The organism is Marinobacter sp. CP1, from assembly GCF_001266795.1.
In the GTDB taxonomy this organism is placed as follows: Bacteria; Pseudomonadota; Gammaproteobacteria; order Pseudomonadales; family Oleiphilaceae; genus Marinobacter; species Marinobacter flavimaris.
This window is the reverse complement of sequence record NZ_CP011929.1, coordinates 1,176,741-1,202,896: the sequence shown is the minus strand read 5'-3', so window position 1 is coordinate 1,202,896 and position 26,156 is coordinate 1,176,741. Positions and strand designations below refer to the sequence as shown.

Annotated in this window: 22 protein-coding genes and 1 pseudogene; 15 read left to right on the top strand and 8 right to left on the bottom strand. The window is 58.1% G+C overall.

The annotated features are described in order from the left end of the window. Positions 1 to 5: 5 nt before the first annotated feature. From aceF to ACP86_RS05715, 4 genes and pseudogenes are all read left to right on the top strand, one after another. Positions 6 to 1,670, top strand: coding sequence for a dihydrolipoyllysine-residue acetyltransferase (aceF, locus tag ACP86_RS05730; protein WP_053113027.1), 1,665 nt, complete (start codon positions 6 to 8; stop codon positions 1,668 to 1,670). A gap of 305 nt (positions 1,671 to 1,975) precedes the next feature. Then, positions 1,976 to 2,509, top strand: a complete 534-nt coding sequence (gene abiEi / locus ACP86_RS05725; protein ID WP_053113026.1) for a type IV toxin-antitoxin system AbiEi family antitoxin — start codon at positions 1,976 to 1,978, stop codon at positions 2,507 to 2,509. Beyond that, positions 2,502 to 3,428, top strand: a complete 927-nt coding sequence (locus ACP86_RS05720; protein ID WP_227507828.1) for a nucleotidyl transferase AbiEii/AbiGii toxin family protein — start codon at positions 2,502 to 2,504, stop codon at positions 3,426 to 3,428. Before abiEi ends, ACP86_RS05720 begins: the two co-directional genes overlap by 8 nt. Before the next feature lie 51 nt (positions 3,429 to 3,479). Continuing rightward, a pseudogene (locus tag ACP86_RS05715) lies at positions 3,480 to 3,704 on the top strand (2-oxo acid dehydrogenase subunit E2); the annotation flags it as partial. 251 nt (positions 3,705 to 3,955) lie between these two features. On the opposite strand, the gene ACP86_RS05710 reads toward ACP86_RS05715, so the two are convergent. Continuing rightward, positions 3,956 to 5,200: a DcaP family trimeric outer membrane transporter gene (locus ACP86_RS05710; protein WP_053113024.1), complete on the bottom strand. Its 1,245-nt coding sequence runs from the start codon at positions 5,198 to 5,200 to the stop codon at positions 3,956 to 3,958. 376 nt (positions 5,201 to 5,576) lie between these two features. Here ACP86_RS05710 and ACP86_RS05705 point away from each other — a divergent pair, with 376 nt between their 5' ends. From ACP86_RS05705 to astB, 5 genes are all read left to right on the top strand, one after another. After that, positions 5,577 to 6,791: an aspartate aminotransferase family protein gene (locus ACP86_RS05705; RefSeq protein WP_014578271.1), complete on the top strand. Its 1,215-nt coding sequence runs from the start codon at positions 5,577 to 5,579 to the stop codon at positions 6,789 to 6,791. Positions 6,792 to 6,800: 9 nt separating this feature from the next. Further along, complete coding sequence (locus tag ACP86_RS05700; protein ID WP_053113023.1) at positions 6,801 to 7,820, top strand: arginine N-succinyltransferase; 1,020 nt, start codon at positions 6,801 to 6,803, stop codon at positions 7,818 to 7,820. Between the two features lie 61 nt (positions 7,821 to 7,881). Then, entirely contained in the window at positions 7,882 to 8,982 is a 1,101-nt protein-coding gene (gene astA / locus ACP86_RS05695; RefSeq protein WP_014578269.1) for an arginine N-succinyltransferase, read from the top strand. Next, positions 8,970 to 10,445, top strand: coding sequence for a succinylglutamate-semialdehyde dehydrogenase (astD, locus tag ACP86_RS05690; protein WP_053113022.1), 1,476 nt, complete (start codon positions 8,970 to 8,972; stop codon positions 10,443 to 10,445). Before astA ends, astD begins: the two co-directional genes overlap by 13 nt. A 14-nt stretch (positions 10,446 to 10,459) precedes the next feature. Beyond that, positions 10,460 to 11,800: an N-succinylarginine dihydrolase gene (gene astB, locus ACP86_RS05685; protein WP_008169251.1), complete on the top strand. Its 1,341-nt coding sequence runs from the start codon at positions 10,460 to 10,462 to the stop codon at positions 11,798 to 11,800. A gap of 22 nt (positions 11,801 to 11,822) precedes the next feature. Here the strand turns inward: astB and ACP86_RS05680 are convergent, their stop codons facing one another. Further along, positions 11,823 to 12,458, bottom strand: a complete 636-nt coding sequence (locus ACP86_RS05680; protein ID WP_008169253.1) for a TetR/AcrR family transcriptional regulator — start codon at positions 12,456 to 12,458, stop codon at positions 11,823 to 11,825. Between the two features lie 166 nt (positions 12,459 to 12,624). Here ACP86_RS05680 and ACP86_RS05675 point away from each other — a divergent pair, with 166 nt between their 5' ends. Beyond that, the gene (locus tag ACP86_RS05675; protein WP_053113021.1) at positions 12,625 to 13,704 is read left to right on the top strand and encodes an efflux RND transporter periplasmic adaptor subunit; all 1,080 of its coding nucleotides are present in this window, start codon (positions 12,625 to 12,627) and stop codon (positions 13,702 to 13,704) included. Then, complete coding sequence (locus ACP86_RS05670; RefSeq protein ID WP_008169259.1) at positions 13,704 to 16,730, top strand: efflux RND transporter permease subunit; 3,027 nt, start codon at positions 13,704 to 13,706, stop codon at positions 16,728 to 16,730. Before ACP86_RS05675 ends, ACP86_RS05670 begins: the two co-directional genes overlap by 1 nt. 16 nt (positions 16,731 to 16,746) lie before the next feature. On the opposite strand, the gene astE is transcribed toward ACP86_RS05670, so the two are convergent. The 6 genes from astE to ACP86_RS05640 form a co-directional block, all read right to left on the bottom strand. Next, on the bottom strand, positions 16,747 to 17,802 hold the full coding sequence (gene astE, locus ACP86_RS05665) for a succinylglutamate desuccinylase (RefSeq protein ID WP_053113020.1): 1,056 nt from the start codon (positions 17,800 to 17,802) through the stop codon (positions 16,747 to 16,749). Positions 17,803 to 17,962: 160 nt separating this feature from the next. After that, positions 17,963 to 18,685, bottom strand: coding sequence for an ABC transporter permease (locus tag ACP86_RS05660; protein ID WP_008169264.1), 723 nt, complete (start codon positions 18,683 to 18,685; stop codon positions 17,963 to 17,965). Between the two features lie 3 nt (positions 18,686 to 18,688). After that, positions 18,689 to 19,393 carry an ABC transporter permease gene (locus ACP86_RS05655; RefSeq protein WP_053113019.1) on the bottom strand — a complete coding sequence of 235 codons (705 nt, stop codon included), beginning with the start codon at positions 19,391 to 19,393 and terminating at the stop codon, positions 18,689 to 18,691. 51 nt (positions 19,394 to 19,444) lie between these two features. After that, on the bottom strand, positions 19,445 to 20,197 hold the full coding sequence (locus tag ACP86_RS05650) for a transporter substrate-binding domain-containing protein (RefSeq protein WP_053113018.1): 753 nt from the start codon (positions 20,195 to 20,197) through the stop codon (positions 19,445 to 19,447). 99 nt (positions 20,198 to 20,296) lie between these two features. Continuing rightward, the gene (locus ACP86_RS05645; RefSeq protein WP_008169270.1) at positions 20,297 to 21,067 is read right to left on the bottom strand and encodes an ABC transporter ATP-binding protein; all 771 of its coding nucleotides are present in this window, start codon (positions 21,065 to 21,067) and stop codon (positions 20,297 to 20,299) included. 154 nt (positions 21,068 to 21,221) lie between these two features. After that, positions 21,222 to 21,980: an FCD domain-containing protein gene (locus ACP86_RS05640; RefSeq protein ID WP_008169272.1), complete on the bottom strand. Its 759-nt coding sequence runs from the start codon at positions 21,978 to 21,980 to the stop codon at positions 21,222 to 21,224. 344 nt (positions 21,981 to 22,324) lie between these two features. Here ACP86_RS05640 and dctP point away from each other — a divergent pair, with 344 nt between their 5' ends. The 4 genes from dctP (at position 22,325) to ACP86_RS05620 (ending at position 26,153) form a co-directional block, all read left to right on the top strand. Beyond that, positions 22,325 to 23,371 (top strand): TRAP transporter substrate-binding protein DctP, encoded by a 1,047-nt coding sequence (gene dctP / locus ACP86_RS05635; protein ID WP_008169277.1) that lies wholly within the window; start codon positions 22,325 to 22,327, stop codon positions 23,369 to 23,371. A 100-nt stretch (positions 23,372 to 23,471) separates the two neighbouring features. Further along, positions 23,472 to 24,176 (top strand): TRAP transporter small permease subunit, encoded by a 705-nt coding sequence (locus ACP86_RS05630; protein WP_008169278.1) that lies wholly within the window; start codon positions 23,472 to 23,474, stop codon positions 24,174 to 24,176. After that, positions 24,173 to 25,705 (top strand): TRAP transporter large permease, encoded by a 1,533-nt coding sequence (locus ACP86_RS05625; protein WP_008169280.1) that lies wholly within the window; start codon positions 24,173 to 24,175, stop codon positions 25,703 to 25,705. The genes ACP86_RS05630 and ACP86_RS05625 overlap by 4 nt, the downstream gene beginning before the upstream one ends. A 22-nt stretch (positions 25,706 to 25,727) precedes the next feature. Beyond that, positions 25,728 to 26,153 carry a GlcG/HbpS family heme-binding protein gene (locus tag ACP86_RS05620; protein ID WP_008169282.1) on the top strand — a complete coding sequence of 142 codons (426 nt, stop codon included), beginning with the start codon at positions 25,728 to 25,730 and terminating at the stop codon, positions 26,151 to 26,153. The last annotated feature ends 3 nt before the right edge of the window (positions 26,154 to 26,156 follow it).

Sequence of the window (26,156 nt, the reverse complement as noted above, 5' to 3'; positions counted from 1 at the left end):
CCGCCATGAGTGAACAGGAAATCAAGGTTCCGGATCTCGGCGGTGCGGATGAGGTCGAGGTTATCGAAATCACCGTCAGCGCAGGGGATTCGGTTGAAGCAGAAGATCCGATTCTGACCGTAGAGTCAGACAAGGCCTCCGTGGAGCTGCCGTCGCCCGGAGCCGGCAAGATTACCAAGATCACCGTTAAGGTGGGCGACAAGGTCAAGGAAGGCGACGTCGTAGGGATGATGGAAGCCAGTGCCGATGGTGGTGGCTCTGACGATTCCAAGAAAGAGCCGGAAGGAAAAGCCGAGGAAAAGAGCGAAGCCAAGGAGCAGGAGAAATCCGAAGAGAGCAAGCCGGCGCCGAAGAAGGCTTCCGGTGGCTCACGCAAGGAGACCGTGAAGGTTCCTGCGCTGGATGGCTTCGACAATGTTCCGGTAATCGAAATCAATGTCGCCGAAGGCGATACCATCGAGGCTGACGATCCGCTGGTTACCGTGGAATCGGACAAGGCCACCATGGAGATTCCCTCGCCGTACTCGGGCAAAGTGGGCAAGATCCTGGTGTCCGAGGGTGACAAGCTCTCCGAGGGCCATGAGCTGCTGGAGATGACCGTTCAGGAAGAGGGCGGCGAATCGGAAGACGACTCCGAGCCGGCGTCTGAAGAACCGGCGAAGGAAGCGAAGTCGGAGCCCGAGTCCGAAGAGAAGCCAAAGCAGCAAGTAGAGTCTGCCCCTGAACCTCAGGGTGCAACCTATGAGCCGCCCACGCCTGGCGCGAAGGTCCATGCTGGCCCTGCTGTTCGCAAGCTGGCCCGTGAGCTGGGTGCCGATCTGGCCCGCATCAAGGGCTCTGGCCCGAAGAGCCGGATTATCAAGGACGATGTCCACGCCTATGTGAAGAGCCAGTTAAAGCAGGCTCAGCAGGGTAGCGGTGTTGCCACCGGCTCCGGTATCCCCGGGGTCAAGCTGCCAGACTTCAGCCAGTTTGGTGAAGTGAAGCGTGAGGCCATGTCGCGGATGATGTTCGCCACGGCCAACAACATGCAGCGCAGCTGGCTTAACGTGCCTCACGTCACCCAGTTCGAGGATGCGGACATCACCGATATGGAGGATTTCCGCAAGGCCCAGAAGGCAGCCGGCGAGAAGAAGGGCGTTAAGATGACGCCGCTTCCGTTCCTGCTGAAGGCCTGTGCCACGGCGCTGGCAGAACTGCCCCAGTTCAACGTGTCTCTGGACATGGAGCGCAAGGAGGTGGTTCGCAAGAAGTACATTCACATCGGGATTGCGGTGGATACGCCCAACGGGCTGATGGTGCCGGTTATCAAGGATGTGGACAAGAAGGGCTTGTGGGAGCTTGCTGCCGAGAGCGCCGAGCTTGCCCAGAAAGCCCGGGACAAGCAGTTGAAGCCGGCAGAGATGCAGGGTGCCTGTTTTACCATCACCAGTCTGGGTGGTATTGGCGGCACCGCATTTACGCCGATTGTGAATACGCCGGAGGTGGCGATTCTGGGTGTTTCCAAGGCGGCGATGAAGCCGGTTTGGGATGGCCAGGCGTTCCAGCCCCGGTTGATGCTGCCGCTGTCGCTGTCTTACGATCACCGGGCGGTGAACGGGGCCGATGCGGCGCGGTTCACTTCGGTGCTCAGTCAGCTTCTTGGGGATATTCGGACTCTGCTGCTGTAACCGTTTAGCCCCGTGCTGTGTGTCCTCCCAGCCTTCGAGCTGAGGGGGCAACAAAGGCGGGCATACCTTTTCAGAACACGCTACAAGCACATCCATGTGCGCTTGTTTCGGGCCGTCCCTGGCCTTCAACAGTTCTGAAAAGGTATGCCCGCCTTTGTCGTTCCGGCGCTTCTGTTTTCTCCTTAGGTTCTCCGTCAAGTGGACAATAACCACGCTTTAAAGTGGTTTATTTGAACACCCTGGTTTACTATGTAGACATTAATCGCGTTTTAAAGTGTTTTTAGTGATCACCAGCGGGGGAGGTAATGAAGCAATCAGACGCCATTAAACGCCTGGCAACATTCGACCTGGAGGGGCGGTACGTCTATTCATCCAAGGACCTGGCAAAGCTGTTTTCTGAAGAATCCGACCGTAGCCGGCAGGCAACGGTTGCGCGCCTGGTAAGCAGCGGTATTCTTGAGCGGCCCTCCAAAGGCGTCTATGTGTATAAGCTCTCCCGTCACAAGGATTCAGATCTACTTGAACGGGTGGCGAAGACTCTTCGTCGTGGGGAGTACAACTACATCAGCCTGGAATCCGCGCTGTCTGAATACGGTGTGATTTCCCAGGTGCCGGTAGGTCGCATTACGGTTGTTACCACGGGGCGGAAAGGGGAATACAAAACCCCGTATGGGGTGATTGAGTTCACCCACACCAAGCGGTCTGTTACCGATATTCTCGCTGGAGCGAGGGATAGAGGGCGTCCACTGCGAATCGCGACCAAAGAGGCAGCGCTGCGAGACCTCAAGCGAGTGGGTCGAAACACTCATTTGATTGACCCGGAGGAAGCGCGTGCGTAAATACAATCAAGAGAACTTTCAGCGGCTTGTTGCATTGGCCATGCGGGATCCCAATCTTGCCAATATGCGGCCCGTGATTGAAAAAGAGATCATCCACTTCGATCTTCTTTTTGTGCTGGATCAGGAGGGCCTGCTGAACGATCTGGTGTTCCAGGGCGGCACGGCTGTCCGCCTTTGCTATGGTGGCAAGCGGTTTAGTGAGGATCTGGATTTCGCTGGTGGCGTAGATTTTTCATCCACCCGGCTCGCGCAGATGAAGGATTGCATCCTTGATTATCTGAGCACCCGTTCCGGTGTTGAGGTTAGTGTTAAAGAACCAAAGTCATTGCGCAAGGAGCCAGCATACTCTGAACGCAATGTGGATATGTGGCAGATCGCCATTACCGCTTCACCTGAGCGGCCAGACCTTCCCAGGCAGCGAGTCAAGCTTGAGGTGGCAAATATTCCAGCCTACACATCTGTTCCGCAGGCGCTGATTCGTACCTACGATTTCTTGCCCGACGGGTATGAAGACTTGTTGATCATGACGGAGGATAAAAGCGAGATCATGGCCGACAAGCTGGTATCGTTGCCGGCCACGCAAAAGTATGTTCGTCATCGTGATATCTGGGACCTGGCGTACTTGTCTCAGGAAAAGGCAGTTGTGCGCCCGGATCTGGTATTGAGCAAGATCCGGGATTACCAGATCGAGGACTATGGAGCAAAACTGGAAGCAATTATTGGCAGGCTGCCCGAAATCATCAGAGGTAAATCCTTCAGGGATGAGATGAACCGGTTTCTGCCAGTGGATGTGATAGAACGGACGCTGGCAAAGGAGAAATTCACTGAATTTTTACACAGCCGTGTTCTCAGTTTGCTCGAGCAAGTCAGGGATGAAATCGATTCTGATCAATCGGCCAACTCTTCGTTTTTGATGTAACTGTGCACGCGACTGTTATTGCCGAGCGGGTGGGCCATTCCGAACCGGTTTGGCGGCACGGCATTTACGCCGATTGTGAATACGCCGGAAGTAGCGATTCTGGGTGTTTCCAAGGCGGCGATGAAGCCGGTTTGGGATGGCCAGGCGTTCCAGCCCCGGTTGATGCTGCCGCTGTCGCTGTCTTACGATCACCGGGCGGTGAACGGCGCCGATGCGGCGCGGTTCACTTTGGTGCTCAGTCAGCTTCTTGGGGATATTCGTACCCTTCTGCTGTAATGACCGCTGGATCCGCTCCCGGCCTTTGAGGTTTGGGGGCGGCTCCTTTGACTTGAAAGGGTGGTGCGCCTGTTTCCCAAAGGACATGCCGAAGCTGTTTCCCGAAGAAGCGGAACCTAGCCGACAGGCAATGCTCGCCCGGTTGGTGGCCAGCGGTATCCTTCGCTCTGGTTTGCCATTCTGTTCCTCCAAACAAAAACCCCGGCCGGAGCCGGGGTTTTTGCTGGATCAGTTAACTTCGGAAGGAGAAATCAGAAGCTGAACTGAGCCGCCAGTTGCAGGCGGGTGTTTTCGGCTGCATCGCCGTTGGCATCTTCTTTGTTCTGGTAGGACACTTCCACACCCACCGTTACAGGATCAGCCACCTGGTAGAAGTTGCTCAGGTGAGCGCTCTGCAAGGTTTTGAATGAGTTCGGGAACAGGGCTTCATCCTGATCGCCTTCTGCAAAACCGTAGGACAGGCTTGTGGTGAACTTGGGTGTCCAGGCGTGACTGGCTGCCACGTTGAAGCCGTAGGCTTCGATGGTTTCCAAGTCGCCATTGGCGCCGATGTAGGCTTCGCCGATGCCGCTACGAGTTGAGTCGCTTTGGTTGTTGCTGAACGAGGTGTAAAGATAACGACCCACACCATCACCGTAAATGGCGCCTGCCATCAGTGTGGTGTCTGAGGTCACGTTCAGGCGACCGGCTGCCATCAGACCATAGCCAAACGCTGAATCATCACCTGTGGCGGTGTCGCTGGTGAAGGAGCGGCCCAGGGCGCCCACCTCGAAGCCACCGCCAGAGCCGGACCATTTGTACCGCGCGGTCAGATCCGGCATGGTATCCCGTGCGCCCGCGAAACCGGTGGTTTCGGAGTTCTCCGCCGACATGGACAGCTGGCCGTCGCCGAGGCCCATGGTGTAACGGAGCTGTGCCTGGCGGATGAAGGTGACACCCACCGGGCCGTTAAAGTCTACCGTGCTTGGGTAAGCGATAAACTGCATGAAGTTACTCCACGTCTGGCCCGCAAGCCATCCGTTGAGCTGGCCGTAGGCGTGGCGAATGCGAAGTGAACGGGAGTTGGAGAACACTTCGTTGCCGCCGTTGCCGTAAAAATCGGCTTCGACGACGGTCTTGGCTTCGCCAAGCTCGGTCGGGGTGCTGGTGCCAAGACGGATCCGGGACTGGCGCGCATGGGCACGGAATGAAGCATCCCCGCCATCACTTGATGTGTCAAGCGCGGTTACGTCGCCGAGGTCGCCAAGATCCTGGTCGGTGTCATAGATCATGTCCAGCTTGACATAACCGCCAATGGTTACCGAGGTGTTGGTGCCCGGCAGAAGCCAGCCCTTGGAATCGCTGGCTGCCTTCATTTCGCTGACCTGGCTGCGCAGATCGTTGATTTGCTTCTGAAGTTCATTTGCCGATTGTGCCAGGGCGGGTTGGGAGGTGATTCCCAGAACTGCTGCCGCTGCGGTCGCACGAATGGCCAATCTCAGTTTGTTGCTTTGCATCGTTGTTGTCTCCACACATTTTTTTTGTCGGACCCGGAGAATAAGGTAGTTACGAATTGGTGACAATTCAAATAAATAATTTCGAACGTTAGACCAATGTCTATGCTGGCTTTTCGAGCAGATACAGCCATCTGCGGTTATCTGCAGGTTGCAGACCGGCATCGCCTTGCCTGAAAGTACCCCTTCGGGAACAGCCCGGTTTCCGTTGGCTGCGGGTTCCGCTGGCGCAGTCGGTTGTCACCGGATGTTCTTATGCCCTCAGTGGCGTATTATGGTACATGAGGTCTGGCGGCCGGGTGCTGATCTGGCGCGGGCCGCCTGATGATTTTCAGTTAATTGCCTGGCAGGCCGCCAGCCGCTTTCCCGAGAGAGATTTATGAATAAAGAACCCGTCAGCCGCGAACTGTTCGATGAAGTCATGGTGCCCAACTACGCTCCCGGTTCCATCATTCCGGTGCGAGGAGAGGGCTCCCGGATCTGGGATCAGGAAGGCCGCGAGTTCATCGATCTCCAGGGCGGCATCGCAGTGACCTGCCTGGGCCATTCCCATCCGGGGCTGGTGGGCGCGTTGCACGATCAGGCTGAGAAAATCTGGCACCTGTCCAACGTGATGACTAACGAACCCGCCCTGCGTCTGGCGAAAACTCTGTGTGACCTCACCTTTGCCGAGCGCGTGTTCTTCGCCAACTCCGGAGCCGAGGCCAACGAAGCGGCGTTCAAGCTGGCCCGTCGGTACGCCTGGGAGCATCACGGTAAAGAGAAGAACGAGATCATTTCGTTCAAGAATTCGTTTCACGGGCGCACCCTGTTTACCGTGAGCGTAGGCGGCCAACCCAAGTACCTGGAAGGTTTCGAGCCGGCACCCGGCGGCATTCACCATGCCGAGTTCAACGATCTGGAATCCGTGAAGAAACTGATCTCGAAGGAGAAAACCTGTGCCATCGTGGTTGAGCCCATTCAGGGTGAGGGTGGTGTTATGCCCGGCGACCAGGCATTCCTTCAGGGGCTGCGAGATTTGTGCGACGAAAATGACGCATTGCTGGTGTTTGATGAGGTTCAGTCCGGCGTTGGCCGAAGTGGCCACTTCTACGCCTATCAGATGTATGGCGTGGTGCCGGATATTCTCTCCAGTGCCAAGGGGCTTGGCGGCGGTTTTCCGGTCGCAGCCATGCTGACCACGGCCAAGGTTGCAGCCAGCCTGGGCGTCGGTACTCACGGTAGTACCTACGGCGGTAACGCACTGGCCTGCGCCGTGGCGCAGCGGGTAGTGGATACCGTCAGCCAGCCGGAGATTCTCAAGGGTGTGAAAGCCCGTTCCGACAAGCTCCGCAAGGGCATGATGGATATTGGCGAACGCTACGGCGTGTTCACCGAAGTGCGCGGTGCCGGCCTGCTGCTCGGTTGCGTGCTCACCGAGAAATGGCAGGGCAAGGCCAAGGACTTCCTGAACGCCGGGCTGGAAGAGGGCGTGATGGTTCTGGTGGCCGGCGCAAACGTGATTCGTTTGGCGCCATCCCTGATTATCCCGGAACCGGACATTGAATTAGCCCTCGAGCGTTTCGAAGCGGCAGTGAAAAAACTGACGGCCTAAGGAGATCTTATGTGGCTGGTACGTCCGGCTGAGCCGGATGATCTGGACCAGATTCTCGCCATTGCGGGCACCCAGTGTGCCCGTCTTTCTTCCACCCTGCCCAAACAGGGCGACGCCCTGGCCTACAAGATCGAGCAGTCCCTGGCGTCGTTTGCCGGCCGGATCAGCGCAGAGGATGACCCTCCCAGGTTCCTGTTCGTGCTTGAGGACACTGAGACCGGAGACATCGCCGGCACGGCCGGTATCGATGCCCATGCCGGCAATGGCCAGCCTTTTTACAGTTACCGGCGGGATGCCCTGATCCATGCCTCCCATGAACTGGGAGTGTCCCGCCGTGTGGAGGTGTTGTACCCCTCCCACTCGCTGACCGATGTATCGCTGCTGTGCTCTTTCTCGATCCGCCCGGAGCTGCAGGGCACGGATGCGTTCGAGTTGCTGTCGCGGGCCCGGATTCTGTTTATTGCTGATCACCGTGAATGGTTTACCCAGCGTATGGCCGTCGAAATTCAGGGCGTTCAGCTCGAAGACGGGAGCGTGCCCTTTTGGGACAGCCTTGGCCGGCATTTCTTTGATATGGATTTTGAAACGGCGGACCAGTACTCCGGGCAGCTCAGCAAAACCTTCATTGCCGAGCTCATGCCGCCCAATCCCATTTATGTGACGCTGCTGAGTGAAGCGGCCCAGAAGGCGATGGGGCAGCCGCACCAGATTACCGTACCCAACTTTGAGTTGCTCCAGCGGGAAGGGTTCCAGCCCGGAAACTATCTGGACATTTTTGATGCCGGTCCGGTTCTTGAAGCTCGTACCGACAGCCTGAAAACCCTCGTGACCAGTCACCCGAAGGAACTTCATGGGACCAACGAGGACTCCGGCGAAACCTGTCTCATTGCCGCTGGCGAGGGTGAACAGTTTCGCTGCACCCTGACACCGGTCGCCGAAACACTGGACGACAAACTCAAGGTGCCGGTCTCGACCTGGCATACGCTGAACCGGACCGCAGGTGACCGGGTAAGGATCGCGCCGCTATGACCTATTCGGGAACCGAGGACGCAGTTAAGTATCAACCCGCCGGGATCACGGAGGCGACACCATGCTGGTAATTCGCCCGTTGCAGGAAAACGATCTGGACGACCTGTATGCCATGGCCCAAAGCGCCGGGAAAGGGCTGACCACCCTGCCGGCGGATCGCGAGCTGCTGCAGAAGAAGATCAATCACGCCCGTGAAACCTTCAACCAGCGCATTGCACCGGAAGCAGGGCTCTATCTCTTCGCTCTGGAGGATACCGAACGCAAGAAAACGGTCGGTATCAGCGGTATCCAGGCTCGCGTTGGTCTGGATGAAGTTTTCTACAATTACCGTCTGAGCGTCACCGTCAATGCCTCGAAAGAGCTGGGTGTGCACGTGCGGACTCCAACGCTGCATCTGTCAAACGACATGACCGATACCAGCGAAATCTGCTCCCTGCTGCTCTCCGATGAGTACAAAGGCGGAGGCAGCGGCCTGCTGCTTTCCCGCTGCCGGTTCATGTACCTGGATGAATTCCGCAAACACTTCTCGGAAAAAATCTTCGCGGAAATGCGGGGCGTGTCGGATGCCAACGGCCGGAGCCCTCTGTGGGACGCGCTGGGAACCAAATTCTTCGACATGGAGTTCAGCGAAGCGGACATGCTCTCGGGGCTGGGCAACAAGTCGTTTATTGCCGAGTTGATGCCCAAGTATCCGATATACCTGTCCATGTTGCCGGATTCCGCACGTGCCGTGATCGGCCGGGTCCATGACAACACCGCTCCGGCACTCCGGATGCTTCAGTCCGAGGGGTTCAACTTCAACGGACTGGTAGACATATTTGATGGCGGGCCCGTGGTTGAAGCCTTCGTTCACAATGTCCGGACGGTTCGCGAAGGCATGAACCGGCACGCCATGGTCACTCGCAAACCGGTCAACCTGGACGTTCCATCTGAGGAGCGGGTCATGGTTTCGAACCGCTCATTCCGGGATTTCCGGGTGACTACCGTGCCGATAGATTGTATCGGACCGGATACCGTCAGCCTGCCACCTGAAGTTGCCGAAGCCTTGCAGATTGAATCTGGCGATCCGGTTCGCCTGGCCCCCTTGAAAGACTCGGGGCTGCTGACCAAACATAGTTATAGAAGCTCAGTACCGGGAGGTGCATCGAAATGGCAAAGCTGACGGGTGAACTGTTTATCGACGGGCTCTGGCTACCGGGCCACGGGCCGGTATTCGAATCTGTCCAGCCGGTGACCGGTGAAACACTCTGGGATGGCGAAAGCGCCAATCTGGAGGATGTGGATGCGGCCGTTCGTGAAGCCCGCAATGCCTTTGTGAAGTGGCAGCGCAAGAGCTTTGCCGAACGCCAGGCCGTTGTTGAAGCCTTTGGTGAACTGCTTGAGGCTCACAAGGAAGAGCTGGCACACCAGATTGGCCTGGAGACCGGCAAGCCGCTGTGGGAATCCCGCACGGAAGTGGCGGCGATGATCGGCAAGATCGGCATTTCCGTGAAAGCCTACAACGACCGTACCGGGACATCTGAATCCGATGTTGCCGGTGGTCACGCCGTGCTCAGGCACCGGCCCCACGGGGTCGTTGCGGTTTTCGGCCCCTACAACTTTCCAGGGCATTTGCCGAATGGCCACATAGTGCCGGCTTTGCTCGCCGGTAACACGGTGGTGTTCAAACCGAGTGAGCTGACCCCGGGGGTCGCCGAGCTGACGGTAAAACTCTGGGAGAAGGCCGGCATTCCCGATGGAGTGATCAACCTCGTCCAGGGCGCTTCTGCCACGGGCAAATCCCTGGCCGGCCACCCGTTGATTGACGGCCTGTTCTTTACCGGCAGTTCTACCGTGGGTCATCTGTTGCACAAACAGTTCGGTGGCCAGCCTGAGAAAATCCTGGCCCTGGAGATGGGCGGCAACAACCCGCTGATCGTTCAGGATGTGGCTGATGTGGATGGTGCAGTGCACCATGCCCTGCAGTCGGCCTTCCTGTCGGCCGGTCAGCGCTGTACCTGTGCACGTCGCCTGCTGGTACCCAAGGGCAAGAAAGGTGACGCGTTCATCGACCGGCTGGTGGAAGTCTCCGCCCGAATCAAGGTCGGCGAGTTCGATGCCGATCCGCAGCCGTTTATGGGCTCCGTGATTTCCGCGGAGGCCGCCGAAAAACTCCTGGCGGCCCAGGCCAGCCTGCTTGAGAAGGGCGGCAAATCCCTGCTGGAGATGAAGTCCCTGAAGTCCGGAACCGGCCTGCTGTCGCCTGGTATCGTGGATGCCACAGGTCTGGACGTGACCGATGAAGAGTTCTTTGGCCCCTTGCTGAAGGTGTATCGCTACAAGAGCTTTGATGATGCACTGGCACTGGCGAACGATACTCACTACGGGCTGTCAGCGGGCATCCTGACGGACGACCGGAAACTCTATGAACGGCTGGTGGAAGAAGTGCGCGCCGGTATCGTGAACTGGAACCGGCCGCTGACCGGCGCCAGCAGCGCGGCGCCCTTTGGTGGTGTTGGCGCCAGTGGCAATCATCGCCCGAGCGCCTACTACGCTGCCGACTACTGTGCCTGGCCCATGGCTTCTCTGGAGGCCGGCAAGAGTGAGATGCCAGAGTCTCTGGCACCCGGCCTCAATTTCGATTAACGGAACCCAGTGCCATGGTGAAACACGCGGTTGAAGCAAACTTCGATGGTCTGGTCGGTCCCACCCACAATTACGCGGGACTGTCCTGGGGCAATGTAGCCTCCAAATCCAATGTCAGTTCCGTCTCGAATCCGAAAGAGGCGGCACTGCAGGGCCTGGCCAAAATGAAGCGCCTTGCGGACCGGGGCTATGTGCAGGGCGTTCTGCCTCCCCATGAGCGGCCGCATATTCCGACACTTCGGGCCCTGGGGTTCGAAGGTCCGGACGCTCGCGTTCTCGAGCAGGCGGCCAAATCCAGTCCATCGATCCTGGCGGCAGTCTCTTCTGCGTCGCCGATGTGGACGGCCAATGCGGCCACGGTATCGCCGAGTGCCGATACCTCTGACCATCGCGTGCATTTCACTCCGGCCAACCTGAGCGCCAAGTTCCACCGTTCCATTGAGCATGCGGTGACCGGACGGGCTCTGAAATCCATTTTTGCCGACGAGAGCTATTTTGCGCACCATCCGGCGCTGCCATCAGTGAGCCACTTTGGCGATGAGGGCGCGGCCAACCACACCCGGTTGTGTGCCGGTTACGGTGAGCCCGGCGTGGAACTGTTTGTGTATGGCCAGATGGCGTTCAACGAGCAGGCTCCGGCTCCGAAGAAATACCCGGCACGGCAAACGCTTGAGGCATCCCAGGCGGTGGCACGGCTGCATGGTCTCAGGGACCAGAATGCGGTGTTTGCCCAACAGAATCCGGACGCCATTGATGGCGGCGTTTTCCACAACGACGTGATAGCGGTGGGCAACGGTAATACGCTTTTCTACCATGAAATGGCGTTTCTTAACGAAGCGCAGGTGCTGGCGGACATCAGGGAGCGGCTCACCGGTGCCGAGCTGGAAGCGGTCCGGGTCAGCAGTGCCGATGTGCCGCTGGAAGATGCCGTGGCCTCCTACCTGTTCAACAGTCAGTTGCTGAACACACCCGACGGCATGCTGCTGGCGGTGCCCGGCGAGTGCCGAGAAGTGGCTTCGGTCAGCCGTTATCTGGATGGCCTGGTGAAGTCCGGCGGGCCGATCACCGCGGTGGAAGTGTTCGACGTCAAGCAGTCTATGCGCAATGGCGGTGGCCCGGCCTGTCTGCGGTTGAGGGTGGTGCTCAACGACGATGAGCTGAAAGCCATCAACCGGGGTGTGTTGCTCACCGATGAACTCTATGAGCGCCTGACCACCTGGGTGGAAGCCCATTACCGGGATGAACTCAGCCAGAACGAGCTTGGCGATCCGATGTTGCTGGAGGAGGTTCGCAAAGCCCTGGACGAACTCACCGGGATCATGGGCCTGGGCTCCATCTACGATTTCCAGCTCTAGCAGCCTGCCGGGCTGCGAGTTGTCAGGCAGAAATCGACGACGTCAGCATATCCATGGTGTGCCGGATCAGCTGCTCGGCCGGAAACGCCGGGTTACCCTCGCCCATTTCCGACTGGCAGAGCAGGATCACCCCGTGCAGGGCCCCGCGCAGGTACAGTGCGGTCTGAACGGGGTCGTTGATCCGGTCGCGGTTCATGGTGCCGTCCCGTAGCCCCAGTTCGATGGCCCCCACCATCAGCTCCATCAGGTCTGATTTGGAGCACAACATTTCCTCTGCCTGACTTTCGTCTGCCTCTGCCATGGCGGTGGACGCCTTGGTCAAAGCCGAGAAGTAATCCGGTTCCTCCAGATAGAAGCGATAATAGGATTCTCCCATCGCCCGGATCTGGCTCAGCCCGTTATCCGCGGTCTGTCTTGCCTCTTCAAATCGACGGAACAGGCTATGGCCAGCCCTGAGCATAATGCCCCTCTGTATCGCAGCCTTGTCCTTGAAGTACACGTACAGCAAGGCCCGGCTAAGGCTGGCGGTACGGGCGATGTCGTCCATGGACGTGCGTTCGTAGCCCTTTTCCGAGAACACCAGTTCGGCGGCGTCCAGGATGGTGTCGTAACGGGCCTGTTTCTCACGCTCGCGACGGGTTTTCAGCGGTTCGCTCATTCAATCATCCGGTAAGTTGGCAACAGCACGCATAGGATACCTGAAATCGAATCAAACCCGATTATTGACAAAATGTCAAAGAATGACATGATGTCTAAATCAATCATCGGGTTTCTCCAGGGACAGGACCCCGCCAACTACACAAGCAAGGATGAAAGGAAGAGTCATGACACCACTTCGAATCCCCGTTGCCATCGTTTCTCTTGCGGTTTTTTCACTGTTTCTGTCGGGCTGTAAAGCCAGTGACGTAGCCCCGGAGTCCGGGCAGCAGAAGGTTTCAGTGCGTGTGTCTGAAGTTTCCGGCGGCGAGAGCCAGGATATGCCGCTGCGGTTTTCCGGAATTGTTCGTGCTACCCAGCGAGCGACACTGACCTTCCAGGTCAGTGGCACCCTCAAAGAGCAGGCGGTGGAGCTCGGTCAGAAGGTGCAGGCCGGTGATCTGCTCGCCCGGGTCTACAATCCAGGCCTGGAGCCGGCCCGGGATTCTGCCAGGGCCCGCCTGGAAGAGTTGAGAACCCAGTATCAGCAGGCTCAGCGGGAGTGGGAACGCTCCAGTCGATTGCACGAGCGCGGTGTGGTGTCCGAGCAGACGCTGGAGCAGCTTGCCGCTCGGCGGGATTCCCTGGAGGCCAGCGTAGCAACGGCGCGGGCCTCCCTGGCGGAGGCAACCCAGCTGCTCGAGGAAAGTACACTTCGGGCGCCCTTTTCCGGACGGGTTGAAGCCCTGCTGGTGGAGCGGGACGAATTCGTGGCGGCCGGACAGCCGGTGATGCGGCTTTCCTCGCCCGAGGGCCGTGAGGTCGAGGTGCGGGTACCGGCGTATCTGCTGGATCATGTCGAGCTGGAGCAAACCTTGCCTGTCTGGTCCGTCCAGGACCGCAGCCGCCCCGCACAATCCGGTTCGGTGGTCGAGATTGCCCAGGCCGGCGCCATTCGCGGCGAGCTGCATCCGGTTCTGGTGAGCCTGCCGGTAAACACCCTGGAGCCCGGCCAGCCGGTAGAAGTGGGCATCACGCCTGTTCGGGAATCTGCCATCACAGTGCCCCTGCTGTCGGTGATCCGCAACGCCGAGGGCGTCAGTGTGTTCCGGGTCCGGGATAATGTGGCCTCCCGTGTTGCGGTGGAAGTCGACCGGGTCGTGGGCGAGCGGGTGGTGGTTACCTCTGGCGATTTGTCCCCGGGTGACCTGGTGGTTTATGCCGGCATGACACGGCTGGCGGACGGTGATGCCGTGGAGGTGCGCTGATGACCCGCCGGCTTCTGAACTGCCAGCGTCTGCTGGGCATGGTGGTGACCATGCTCTGCCTGTTGGGTATCGCGGCTTACAGCACCATGCCACGCCAGGAAGACCCGTCGTTTCCCTACCGGGCCGGCCTGATCAGCATCAACTATCCGGGTGCCAGCGCCGAGGCCGTTGAACGGCTCGTACTCAGGCCCCTGGTGGATGAACTTCGGCAGGTGGAGGAGGTGGATTATACCCAGTCCACCGCCCGTACCGGCGTTGCCATCGTGCGCCTGCGCCTGAATGACGACATCTACGACACCGACCCCGCCTGGGACCGAGTGCGCCAGGCCATGGAGCGCGCGAAGCAGGACTTCCCGGACGATGTGGGCCGGATGGTACTTGATGACCGTCTAATCGATATTCCTGCCATCGTCATGGCCGTAGGTGGCTCGCCCTCGGTAACGGAACTATCCGACGTTGCTGAACGGTTGAAGCAGAACCTCTCGGATTTGCCGGGGGTTTCCCGGATTGAGCTGGAAGGCGATGCAGACGAGCAGATTACCCTGGCACTGGACGATGCCGCGCTCTTCCGGCTTGGTATCTCACCGGCGCGGGTGCTGGACACGCTGGCGCGGCGAAACCAGACCATTCCCGGCGGCTTCGTGGTGGTCAATGGCCGCCGCCTGTCGGTCCTTCCCAACAGCGAGTTTGCCGATATTGACGCCATCCGCGCCACGCCCATTGAACTTCCGGATGGCTCACAGGTGCCCCTGGCCGCGGCAGCGGATGTCTGGCGTGGACCAGTAGAACCCAGACAGCCGGAAACCTGGTACGACGGCGAACGGGTGGTGCTGGTCTCCATCATTATGGAAGAGGGCACCACCGATGCGATCCGCTTTGGTCAGCGGGTGCGCGAACGCATGGAGCAGATTCGCGGAGACTTTGAACCCTACGAGATCCGGGAGATGTTCTTCCAGCCGGACAAGGTGCAGGAACGGCTCGATAACCTGGCCTGGAGCCTGGTGCTTTCAGTGCTGATCATCGTGGCGGTGGTCTTTACCGGCATGGGCATTCGTATGGGGCTGCTGGTCGCGTCCATTCTGCCCATGGTTGCCCTGATCAGTGTCGGGCTCTATGACCTCGGTGGGGGCGTGCTGCATCAGATCGCCGTCATTGGCATGGTGATCTCATTGGGCATCCTGATCGACAACGCCATCGTGATCGTCGAAAACATCCAGGGGCACCTGGATGAGGGCATGCGGCGGCTGGATGCCCTGCGCCAGGCCGTCAGCGAGCTGGCCGGCCCGCTGGGTGCCTCAACGGGAACGACACTGGCGGCCTTCGCACCCCTGCTTCTGGCCAAGGGCGGTGCTGCGGATTTCACCCGTGGCGTGCCGGTTATGATCATGCTGACACTGTCCGTCAGCTATCTGTTGGCTATCTCCGCCGTTCCCTTGCTGGCGGCCAGATTCCTGAAGCCCCGCCGCAAGGCGGGCCAGGACCGATTGATCGGAGTAGCCCGTTTTCTGGGTGGCCTGGTATCCCGTTACCCCGGACGGCTGATTACCGCCGGCGCCATACTTGTGGGCATCAGCCTTGCGATGACCCCCTTCATGGCCCAGCAGTTCTTTCCGAATGCCGATCGCCCGAGGGTGATTGTCGAAGTCTACATGCCCGAAGGCACCGACCAGGCCCGCACGGCTGAGGCCACGGAAAGTCTGGAGCGAATTATCCGTTCACAGCCGGACGCCCTGAAGGTCCACCGGTTCGTAGGCTTCACCGGACCTTCATTTTATTACAACCTGCAGCGCGCCCCCCAGGCACCGAACCGGGCACGGCTGGTGGTTACCACACCCACACTGGAAGACACTACCGGCATGATCCGCTGGATTCGCGCGCACGTGAAAGACCAGATGCCGGAACTGGATGTGACCGTGGGTATCCTCGGGCAGGGGCCGCCCAGGGCTGCGCCGGTGGAAATCCGTGTCTACCATGCCAATGATGGTGCCCGGATCGAAGCGGTGGAGCGGATCTTCAGCATTCTGAGAGGCGTTGAGGGCACGGTTGATGTCCGCCATGACCTGGATATTGGCGTTCCGAGTATTGCCATCAACGTCGACGATGCCACGGCGGCCCGCTACGGCCTGACCCGGGCCGATGTGGCCCAGAGCCTCTATGGCCAGAGCTTTGGTGTGGTGGCTGAGCGCTATCGCCAGGAAGAGGATCCCATCCCCTTGGTGCTGCGTTCCCGCGAGGGCACGGCCCTGTCGCTTTCACGGTTGCTGTCAGTGAATATCTACAACGACCGGGGGGACGCCGTACCGCTCTCAGCAGTAGCGACAGTGGATACCACCTGGGAACCGGCGGCTCGATACCTGCGTGATGGCGTAAGAATGAACACCGTCACGGCTAATCTCGAAACCGGTTACAGCTTCAGCCAGGCTCTGGACGGCCTTTACGCAGGGCTTGAGAGAAACCCGTTACCGCCGGGTACCCGCATGGCCATGGGCGGCGATGCTGAGGGCTCCGGTGAAGCCAATACCGCATTGCTCACCGCAGCCCCCATCGGGATGCTTTTGCTGCTGTTCTTCCTGCTGCTGCAGTTCAACTCCTTCCGCCGGGTCGGCATTATCCTTCTGACGGTGCCGCTGGCTACCGTCGGTATTTTCCCCGGATTGGTGCTGTCCGGCTCACCCTTCGGTTTCCAGTCTCTGCTTGGCGTGATCGCCCTCGTGGGAATCGTGGTGAACAACGCCATCGTTCTGCTGGACGTGATGGATCGGGAACTGGAGAAAGGAAGAGACATCCGCGACGCCATGCGCAACGCGGTAGAGCAGCGCACCCGCCCGATCCTGCTGACCACAGCAACCACCGTGGCCGGCCTGCTGCCATTGGCGTTCTCAAGCTCCACGCTCTGGCCACCCATGGCCTGGGCCATCATCTCCGGCCTGCTGGCCTCAACGGTGCTCACGCTGCTGGTCATCCCGGCTGTCTGCACCCAGTTGATCAAAGCCAGCGTGCCGGAACCCGAAAACGCCCCGGCCTGATCAGCCGGAACGAGGGTCAGATGAAACTTTCATCTGACCCCGTTTCTGGCCGGATCATCAGCCCGACTCGATGGCCCACCGGAACCTCCGGATTGGGGAACACAATCGCCTCTGGTGAATGCCCCACCCGGTAACTGGTCTCGTCGTCCTCCCAGATGACTGTGCCGGGCTGATACTCGGTGAAATTGGCGACATCGTCCGGAATGTGGAACCGGAAGTTCTTCCCGGTGTTCAGAATCTCATGCACCACCTCGAACACCGTCAGGTGATCAAACGGCGGCTGCGGCGCAGGTGAGGGTAGCCCCCGGAACCGCCGTCGCAAGGCATCCTGGATGCCGGAAAAGCGCCCCAGATCATTCTGACCAAACGGCCGAACCTTACCCAACTCCATGGTAAAACTCTCGGCCTTCAACAGCGACGAGGAAAACGACGAAAACGTGGTGCCCGCCTTGTGCTGCAGCAGAAGCGTCTCCACCTCCGCCTCCAGCAGAAAATCACGCTGGTCGACCGGAACCGTCCGGCCCTCAACAAACGGATACAGTGCAAACCGCTCCCGGTGTGACGGCCGAATGGCCGTGTGCAGGTCGTAGTGATAGAGCGCCTGGGGATTGGCCATGGCAAACTGCCGGCAAGCCTCCTCAAGCTCCTGCGCCCGCGCAGCCTCGGCCAGCCCCTCATACTCGTTCCGACTATGCGCGCCATCGAACAGCCGATTGAGGTTCACTTCCAGAAAGCGCTTCCCTGCGACCATCGCGGGGGGATTACCCAGAATCAGCAAGACCGGGCAAGCCAGCTCCCATTCGCCCTCAATCAGTTCGGAAACCAGTCCGTTAAGAACCTCAATGGGCGCTGTTTCGTTCCCGTGAACACCTGCGGAAACGATGATGGCCTCGGCATTCGGGTTGCTTCGGCCAGCCGGGGGAACAATGTCCAGAACACCCACGGCCTTGCGGCTGATTCGGGTACCGTCGGGGAGAAAGGTCTTGATTTCTGGGAGTGATGCGGCTGGGTTGTCCAGGGCGTGGGAAAGCCAGTCACAATTCGTTCCGAACAGATCTTGTTTTGCCGACATAGAAGCCCCGAACCAGGTTTGGGGGCGGGCAGGGTATTGCCTCCCGGGAATGTCTGAAGCCATGGATGGCTTCAGTCAAGCGCACATGGATGTGCTCGTAGCGTTTCCCGGGAGGCAATACCCTGCCTGCCCGGGCACTGAAGTATGATGTTCCGCGGGCTCAGCCGTTCACCGGCCGCTGATGCTTCAGAAGATGAGTTTCGAGTTTGCGGAAAGCAAAAACCAGTATAAACGTGAGCGCCATATAGCAAAGTGCCACAAAGATAAACGCATCAAACGGCGCATAAAACCGGGAGTAAATATTACGGGCTGCTCCCGTCAGATCCACAATGGTTACTACACTCGCAATCGCACTGGCGTGCAGCATGAAGATCACCTCGTTGGAGTAGGCCTGCACCGCCCGCCGCGCTGCACTTGGCAGCACAATCCGCCGCATCCGCATAAACCAGTTCATGCCATAGGCTTTGGCTGCTTCAATTTCACCGTTGGGTGTAGATATGATCGCACCGCGGATAATCTCCGTGGTATAGGCCGCCGTGTTCAGTGTGAAAGCCAGCAGTGCCGGGTAGAAAGGCTCCCGGAAAATCTCCCACCAGAAGGTCTCCTGGATGCCCTCAATCTGGGCCAGCCCGTAATAGATGATGTAAAGCTGGATCAGCAATGGTGTGCCGCGGAACAGATAGGTGTAAAGCCACACCGGGCCGGAGACGAAGGGGTTGCGAACCGTCCGGAGGATGGCCAGCGGAACCGCCACCAGCAAACCGATAACCAGGGACAGAAACACCAGATGCACGGTGGTCACCATGCCATCCCAGTATTCCATGATGGTCATGGCGGTAAAGATTTCGTTCTGGTTCAGCCACTCGGCAATGAAATCAGGCATCCGTTAACCCCCCTGAACCACGCCGACATTGGCCCGTTTATCGAGCCACTTGATGAACAGCTCAGACCCCGCCGTAAGGGCCAGATAGACAAATGCCACCGGAATGAAAAAGTGGAACGGCATGCGCTCCGCCTTGGCGGCTTCCTCCGCCACACGAACCATGTCGGTCAGGCCAATGATCGAAACCAGGGCGGTGGTCTTCAGCAGAACCTGCCAGTTGTTGCCCAGACCGGGCAGGGCATGGCGCAGCATCTGCGGCAGCATGATTCTGCGGAAGGTATGAAAACGGGTAAAACCATAGGCCCGGGCAGCCTCAATCTGGCCGGTTTCAACAGCCAGGAACGCGCCCCGGAAAGTTTCGGTCATATAGGCGCCGAAAATCAGCCCGATCGTTACAACGCCGGAGATAAACGGGTCGAACTGAAAGAAAAAGTCGATCTCGTAAGTTTCCCAGATGTAATCCGAGAGCATATTCACTGCAACCTGGCCGCCATAGTAGAACAACAGCATCATGACCAGATCGGGCACGCCACGAATCAGAGTGGTGTAGGTGGTCGCGATACCTTTGGCAACCCGGCTTTGCGACAGTTTGGCAGACGCGCCAATCAGTCCCAGGGCAACCGAGAGAGCAAGAGACAGGAAGGCCAGTTCAATGGTGACTATTGCCCCATCCATCAGGGCCGGGCCATAGCCTTTCAGATCAAGCATGGGAAAGTCCGGTAAGCAGGGGCGGCCCCAACGGGCCACCCCTCGGCAGATTTACATCTTGATGTCGTAAGCGAAGTACTTCTGCATGATGGTGTCGTAGGTACCATCTTCCTTCAGGGTGCGAAGGGCAGCGTTCACTTCTTCGGCAAGCTCGGTATCGCGCTGGCGCATGGCAACACCCACGCCCTGACCCAGCTTGACCGGCTCACCGACTTCCTTGAAGCCTTCCTTGGTGAGGACGGTCTGCTCGCCAACCGGATAGTCTACGAACACAACGTCCAGACGCTGGCCTTCGAGGTCCAGAACCATGTCATCGGCGGTGGTGTAACGCTTGATGTTGACAATGCCACCCATGTTTTCGGTGACGTAGGTGTCCATGGTGGTGCCGCGCTGAACGCCGACGGTCTTGCCTTCCATCGCATCCATGTCGGTGACGTCGCTGTTGAAGCTCTCAGGGCCGAACCAGCCACCCGGGGTGTTGTAATACGGCTCGGAGAACAGAACCCGCTCTGCGCGCTCCGGCGTGATGGACATGGACGACATGATCAGATCGAATTTACGTGCCAGCAGGCCCGGGATCATGCCGTCCCATGCCTGGATCACGAATTCGCAGTTGGCGTTCATTTCTTCGCACATGGCTTCGGCCAGTTCCACTTCGAAACCGGTCAGTTCGCCATTTTCGTCTTTGTACTCAAACGGCTCGTAGGGCACGTCGAAGGCGATACGCAGATCCCGTTCCTGGGCCTGTGCGCCACCAGCAATCAGGGCGAGGGCGCAGCTTGCTGCAAAAATCATTTTTTTCATGTGTCACTTCTCCAGTGGTTTGCCTTTTGGGCTTTATTTTTGATGGAAGTTTTTGGTTCCAGCATTTTATTTTTCACCGGTTCAAGATAGCACCGAGTGTCAGAAGTTGGGAGTCAGGAACTGCTTCATGCGTTCCGAATCCGGGTGATCAAACACTTTTTCGGGGGTACCCTGTTCCTCGATCACGCCCTGATGCAAAAACAGGACCTGACTCGACACATCCCTTGCGAACGCCATTTCGTGGGTAACCACGATCATGGTGCGGCCTTCCTCGGCCAGGCTTTGCATAACCTTCAGTACTTCCCCCACCAGCTCAGGGTCCAGCGCCGACGTGGGTTCGTCAAACAGCATGACTTCCGGTTCCATGGCCAGGGCCCGGGCAATAGCCGCCCGCTGCTGCTGGCCACCGGACATCTGGGCCGGGTAGTAGTCCTTGCGCTCGTAGATGCCCACCTTGTTCAGATAGGCTTCCGCGCGCTCGATGGCTTCCTTCTTGGGAACCTTGAGCACGTGGATCGGCGCTTCAACGATGTTCTCCAGCACCGTCATGTGAGACCAGAGATTGAAGCTTTGGAACACCATGGAAAGTTTGGCGCGGATCAGCTCAACCTGCTTGTTATCCGCGGGAATGCGTTCGCCCCTGCGGTTGGTCGTGAACTTTATTGGGTCGCCGTGCACGATAATGTCGCCGGAAGTGGGGGTTTCCAGCAGGTTTATACAACGCAGGAGGGTGCTCTTGCCGGAGCCGGAGCTGCCGATCAGGGAAACCACGTCGCCTTTGCGGGTCTCCAGTGAAATACCTTTGAGCACTTCAAGCTGGTCAAAGGTCTTGTGAATGTCCCTGCAGATCAAAGGCGACTGGTCCGCCATGGGTGACTCCTGGGGCTGTAATTCAAAGGCGCATGTTTTACGGACTGTGGATACGGAAATCAATCCCTTAAAGAGAGCGTTTTACCGAATTTCACCGCCGTTCGCTGCATGACATTGTGGTCGAATGATTGTTCAATGCAAGCTTTTTGCCATGCTAGGCTTCTGCCCGCAAATGATCATTCGCTTTGTCCTGTTCAATGGGCAGCCTGATCAGTTTGCCTCCGTCTTTCTCCATGTCTCTCATGGCCTCACTGACAAACCGTACGTGGGCCATCGCCACCTTCTGGGCGTTGGCCGGCTTGCCAGCGATGACGGCCTCATACAGCTGCCGGTGCTGGCGGACGATTTTCTTCCGCATTTCTTCTCTCGGGTTCAGGTTGGCAACCGAGGCCTGAACGGTCAACAACATCATGTTTTTCAGGCTGTTGAGCACATGCACCAGTACCGGATTATGGGATGCCTCGACAATCGCAAGATGGAAACCATGGTCGAGACGGGCGTTACGAAGCGGGTCGGTATCCTCAAGCGCCCGGAACGCCTTCGTGATGCGATGCCGGTCGAGGCGGGTTGCCCGCAGGGCAGCGAGATAGGCGGCCTGGCCTTCCAGTTGTTCGCGTACTTCCAGAAGGTCGAAAAGTGTGCGGGGATGTCCCTCGAAAAGATGCATCAGCGGACTCTGTTCTCCCAGCTCGCTCGCGCCGGGCACCATGCTGGCCACAAACGACCCCTTGCCGTGGCGGGTCTCAATAACGCCGCGGCCCTGAAGCTCATGCAGGGCTTCCCGGATCACTGCGCGGGAAACACCCAGCCGGGTCGCCAGTTGGCGCTCGGACGGTATCTTCTGCTCCGGAGCCAGCCCGCCGTCGAGAATAAGGCGTTCCAGCCGATATGAGATTTCCTGGGAGATTGCCATTTGGGGGCCTGTTTATGCTCTCTGGTCTGACCAGTGAATGCTTCTGATTGTAGGTGTTTCCGTTCTCAGCTGATGTGCGTCCGAGCCCGTTAAATATGGCCGATTCAGAGTATTTCGTCCATTTTTAATACTTCAAAAACTGGTCAGACCAGTGCTCACCGAACTGGACTAAACCCGGATTGGCTACGAATATCATTCTAATGTCGGCCTGCGCCGGCGTTGCCATAGACGCTGATAAAAACAAAGCCAACGGAGACGTTTCGATGAATTCGAAGAATAACATCCGAAATAGCTGTGACACTGGCGAGACCCCACCTCGCAGAAGTTTCCTCAAGACAATCGCCATGGGCGCCACTCTGGCAGGCGCAATGCTCATGGGCGCAGGTCAGGTCCAAGCTGCTACCACGTGGAAAATCCAGTCGACCTGGGACGCGGGTACGGTGGGCTACACGCTCTTCGAGGAGTGGTGTAAGAGTATTGAGGCCAAGTCCGGCGGAGAGCTCAAGTTCCAGTGCTTCCCGGCCAAGGCGGTTGCTGCCGACAACAACGCGCTGTTTGACGCTGTTCGTAACGGCGTGCTGCAGGGTATGAACCCGTTCACCCTGTACTGGGCGGGCAAGATCCCTGCCTCTGTGTTCCTGTCTTCCTACCCAGCGGGTCCGGATCAGCCCCATCAGTGGGACACCATGTTCTACTCCATGGGTATGCTCGAGAAGACCCGGGAAATCTACAAGAAGTTCGGCCTGTTCTACGTTGGCCCGATCCAGCACGATGCCAACATCATCCATTCCAAGCAGCCGGTAAACAGTCTTGACGACCTGAAAGGTATGAAGATCCGCGTACCCGGAGGCATGGTTGCCGAGGTTTTCCAGCAGTTTGGCGTGTCCACGGTCAGTCTGCCGGGCTCGGATATTTTCCCGGCTCTCGAAAAAGGCACCATTGACGCGGCGGACTTTGTAGGTCCTGCGGTCAACTACGAGCTGGGCTTCTCCCAGGTTACTGACTACATCATCTTTGGACCTCCCGGCGTGATGTCTATCTACCAGCCGGTGGACCTGATGGATCTGACCGTCAGTCTGCGTGCCTGGAACTCTATCTCGCCTGAGCTTCAGCAGCTGGTTGAGGACGAGGTTCGGATCTACTCCCAGAAGCACTACCTGGCCATCCAGGCGCGCAACATCGAGGCGATGGAGAAGTTCAAGGCGGATGGCGACACGGTTACCCGCCTGAGCCAGGAAGATCTGGAAACCTGGCGTAAAGCTGCGATCCCCATCTGGTTCAACTGGGCCAACAAGAATGATGACGCGCGCGCCATCCTGGATATCCAGCTGAAGTACATGATGAACGACACGGTTGGCTACATAACCGAAGAAGACATCAAGGGCTTCTGAGTTCCAAAGCTCAAATAAAAAACGACACACGAGGAAGGCAGGGTTAGCCGACTAAGGATTAGCCCTCCCTTCCTCGCTCTTTGATCTGGGTGGTAACAACATGTCTGATCTGAGTTCCTTTGGCTTTGTTTTGCCGCACTGGTTCTACTGGGGCTGGCTTGCGGTAATGCCATTGCTCATGATGGCTTGGGATAAGTGGAGCAGTAAGCACGGCGGAGATGACGCCGAGCCCGAGAAAACGGTTTCCGAGCTGCAGTCTGAAGAAGATGATCCTCTTGCTCACTTTGAGTACGAGGGTAACTGGTTTACGAAAATCGTTGACTGGATGTGCGAGAAGTCAGGTCTTTTCGTTGCGTTCTGGACCATCAACGCCGTGCTTTTCTATTTCTTTGAAGTGGTGATGCGATACATCTTTAACATGCCAACGATCTGGGTGCATGAGGCCAGCTTCCTGATCTTCGGTATGCAGTACATCCTTGCCGGTGCCTTTGCGCTGTTGCACGGAGCGCACGTTCGGGTAGACGTCGTCTACAACTTCCTGCCGGTTCGCGGGCGCGTGGGCATGGATATTTTCACCTCCATGTTCTTCTTCATATTTGCAGCCGTTCTGGCCACCACATCCTGGACCTTCTTCCAGGACTCCCTGATGATGCAAGAGACCACTGTCGAGACCTGGGGTATCCAGTATTACCCCGTGAAAGGCGTGATGTTTGTGGGCGCAATCCTGTTGCTGCTCGCCGGCTTTTCGAAGCTGCTTAAAGACATCGTACTGTTCATCCGTCTCGGTCAGGAGCGCACATCATGAGTACAACAACTGCAGCGCCCAGCAGCGGCATGGCCGGAAAACTGGGTACATGGTTAATGATCATCGCCACCGTGGGTCTGGCGTTTGTCATCTGTGTTGAACTGATCAACATTCTCTTTTATGACCCATGGAGTGATGACAAATTCCTCTTCAAGCTCTCGGGTAGCTTGTCCGGCGTCGAAATCGGGCCGTTGACCTACCTGATGTTTGGATCTCTGGCTGTCGCCCTGATGATGGGGCTGCCGCTTGCTTTCGTGACCGGTGGTCTTGGTGTCATGTTCATCTACCTGGTGGGTGACGCCATGATGTTGAACATTGTCCCCGGCCGGATCTTCCCGTTGATGGCAAACCCCGACATTGCTGCGATCCCTCTGTTCATCTTCATGGCGTCGATGCTTGAACGCGCGGGCCTGATCGAAGAAATGTTCAGCGTGGTTTACAAGTGGATGGGCGGCATCAGTGGCGGCCTTGCTGCTGCAACCATTGTCGCCTCTACGATTCTGGCTGCGATGGTCGGTGTTATCGGTGCCGCCGTTGTCACCATGGGCATTATCGCACTGCCGGCCATGTTGAAACGTCATTACGACCACAAGATTGCCATCGGCTCCATCATGGCGGGTGGAACCCTGGGTATCCTCATTCCGCCTTCGATTCTGGCCATTCTGTATGCCGTTGTTGCACAGCAGTCTGTGGGCGAGCTTTATCTGGGCTCTCTGTTGCCCGGTCTGATGCTCTCCGGTCTGTACCTGACTTATGTTCTGGTGCGCAGCTGGCTGAATCCGAAGCTGGGCCCGCCCATTCCGGTGGAAGACCGGATCAGTCTGAAAGAAAAGCTCAAGCTTCTGGGCAACCTGATTGCACCCCTTGCACTGGTTGGTCTGGTTCTGGGCCTGCTTTTCGGTGGTATTGCCACGCCGGTTGAAGCGGCTGGTATCGGTTCGTTCGGTGCCATTATCGTTGCGATGATGCACAAGAAGTTCTCGATTGCCGGCCTTCGCGAAGCCTCCGTGACCACGGCCAAGGCGTCTGCCATGGTTCTGTGGATCATGTTCGGTGCATCGGTATTCGTCGGTTTCTACATCCTCCAGGGTGGTCAGCAGTTTGTCACCGACGCCATACTTGGAACCGGCATGTCGGCGTACGGGATCCTGCTCCTGCTGATGGTCTTGCTGGTGGTTCTGGGTATGTTCCTTGACTGGGTTGGTATCCTGCTGCTGGCAGTGCCCATCTTCATTCCGATTGTGAAGGCGCTGGAATTCCCTGGCTTGTTCGGCTTCCCGCCGGTAGCCGGTGACGACGTGGTGCTCTGGTTCGGTGTGTTGTACCTGGTGAACATGCAGATGTCTTTCCTGAGTCCGCCGTTTGGTTACGCACTGTTTTACATCCGCGGCGTTTGTCCTCCGGAAATCTCCATGGGTACCATCTTCAAGTCTTCCCTGGTGTTCCTGGCGATTCAGGCGTTCGGACTGTTCATGTGTGTCCTGATCCCCGGCATCGTAACCTGGCTGCCAGGGCTGGTTTACGGTTAATCAAATCAAGGAGTAAAGCTTTATGTTGACGATCAAACGACTGGACCTTGCCGAGGCGCGCATCCTCATTGAGGGCGCGGCTGAAAAGGCCCGTGAAATCGGTGTGCCCATGTGCATCGCTGTGGTGGACGAATCCGGCAATCTGGTGGCCTTCGAGCGCATGGACGGCGGCAAGATCACCAGTGTGACCATTGCCCAGGACAAGGCCTTCACGGCGGCTGCGGCCAAGAAAGCCACCCATGACTACAACAAGGTGAACGTGCCCGGCAGTCTCGCTTTCGGTATCCACACCGAAGTTGGCGGGCGCATCAGCTCTGTTGGCGGTGGTCTGCCGGTGATCGTCGACGGCGAAGTGGTGGGTGGTATCGGAATCAGTTCCGGTACCCCCCAGCAGGATATGGACTGTGCCCAGGCCGGTCTTGACCACTTTGAAACAAAACGCGGTTGATGA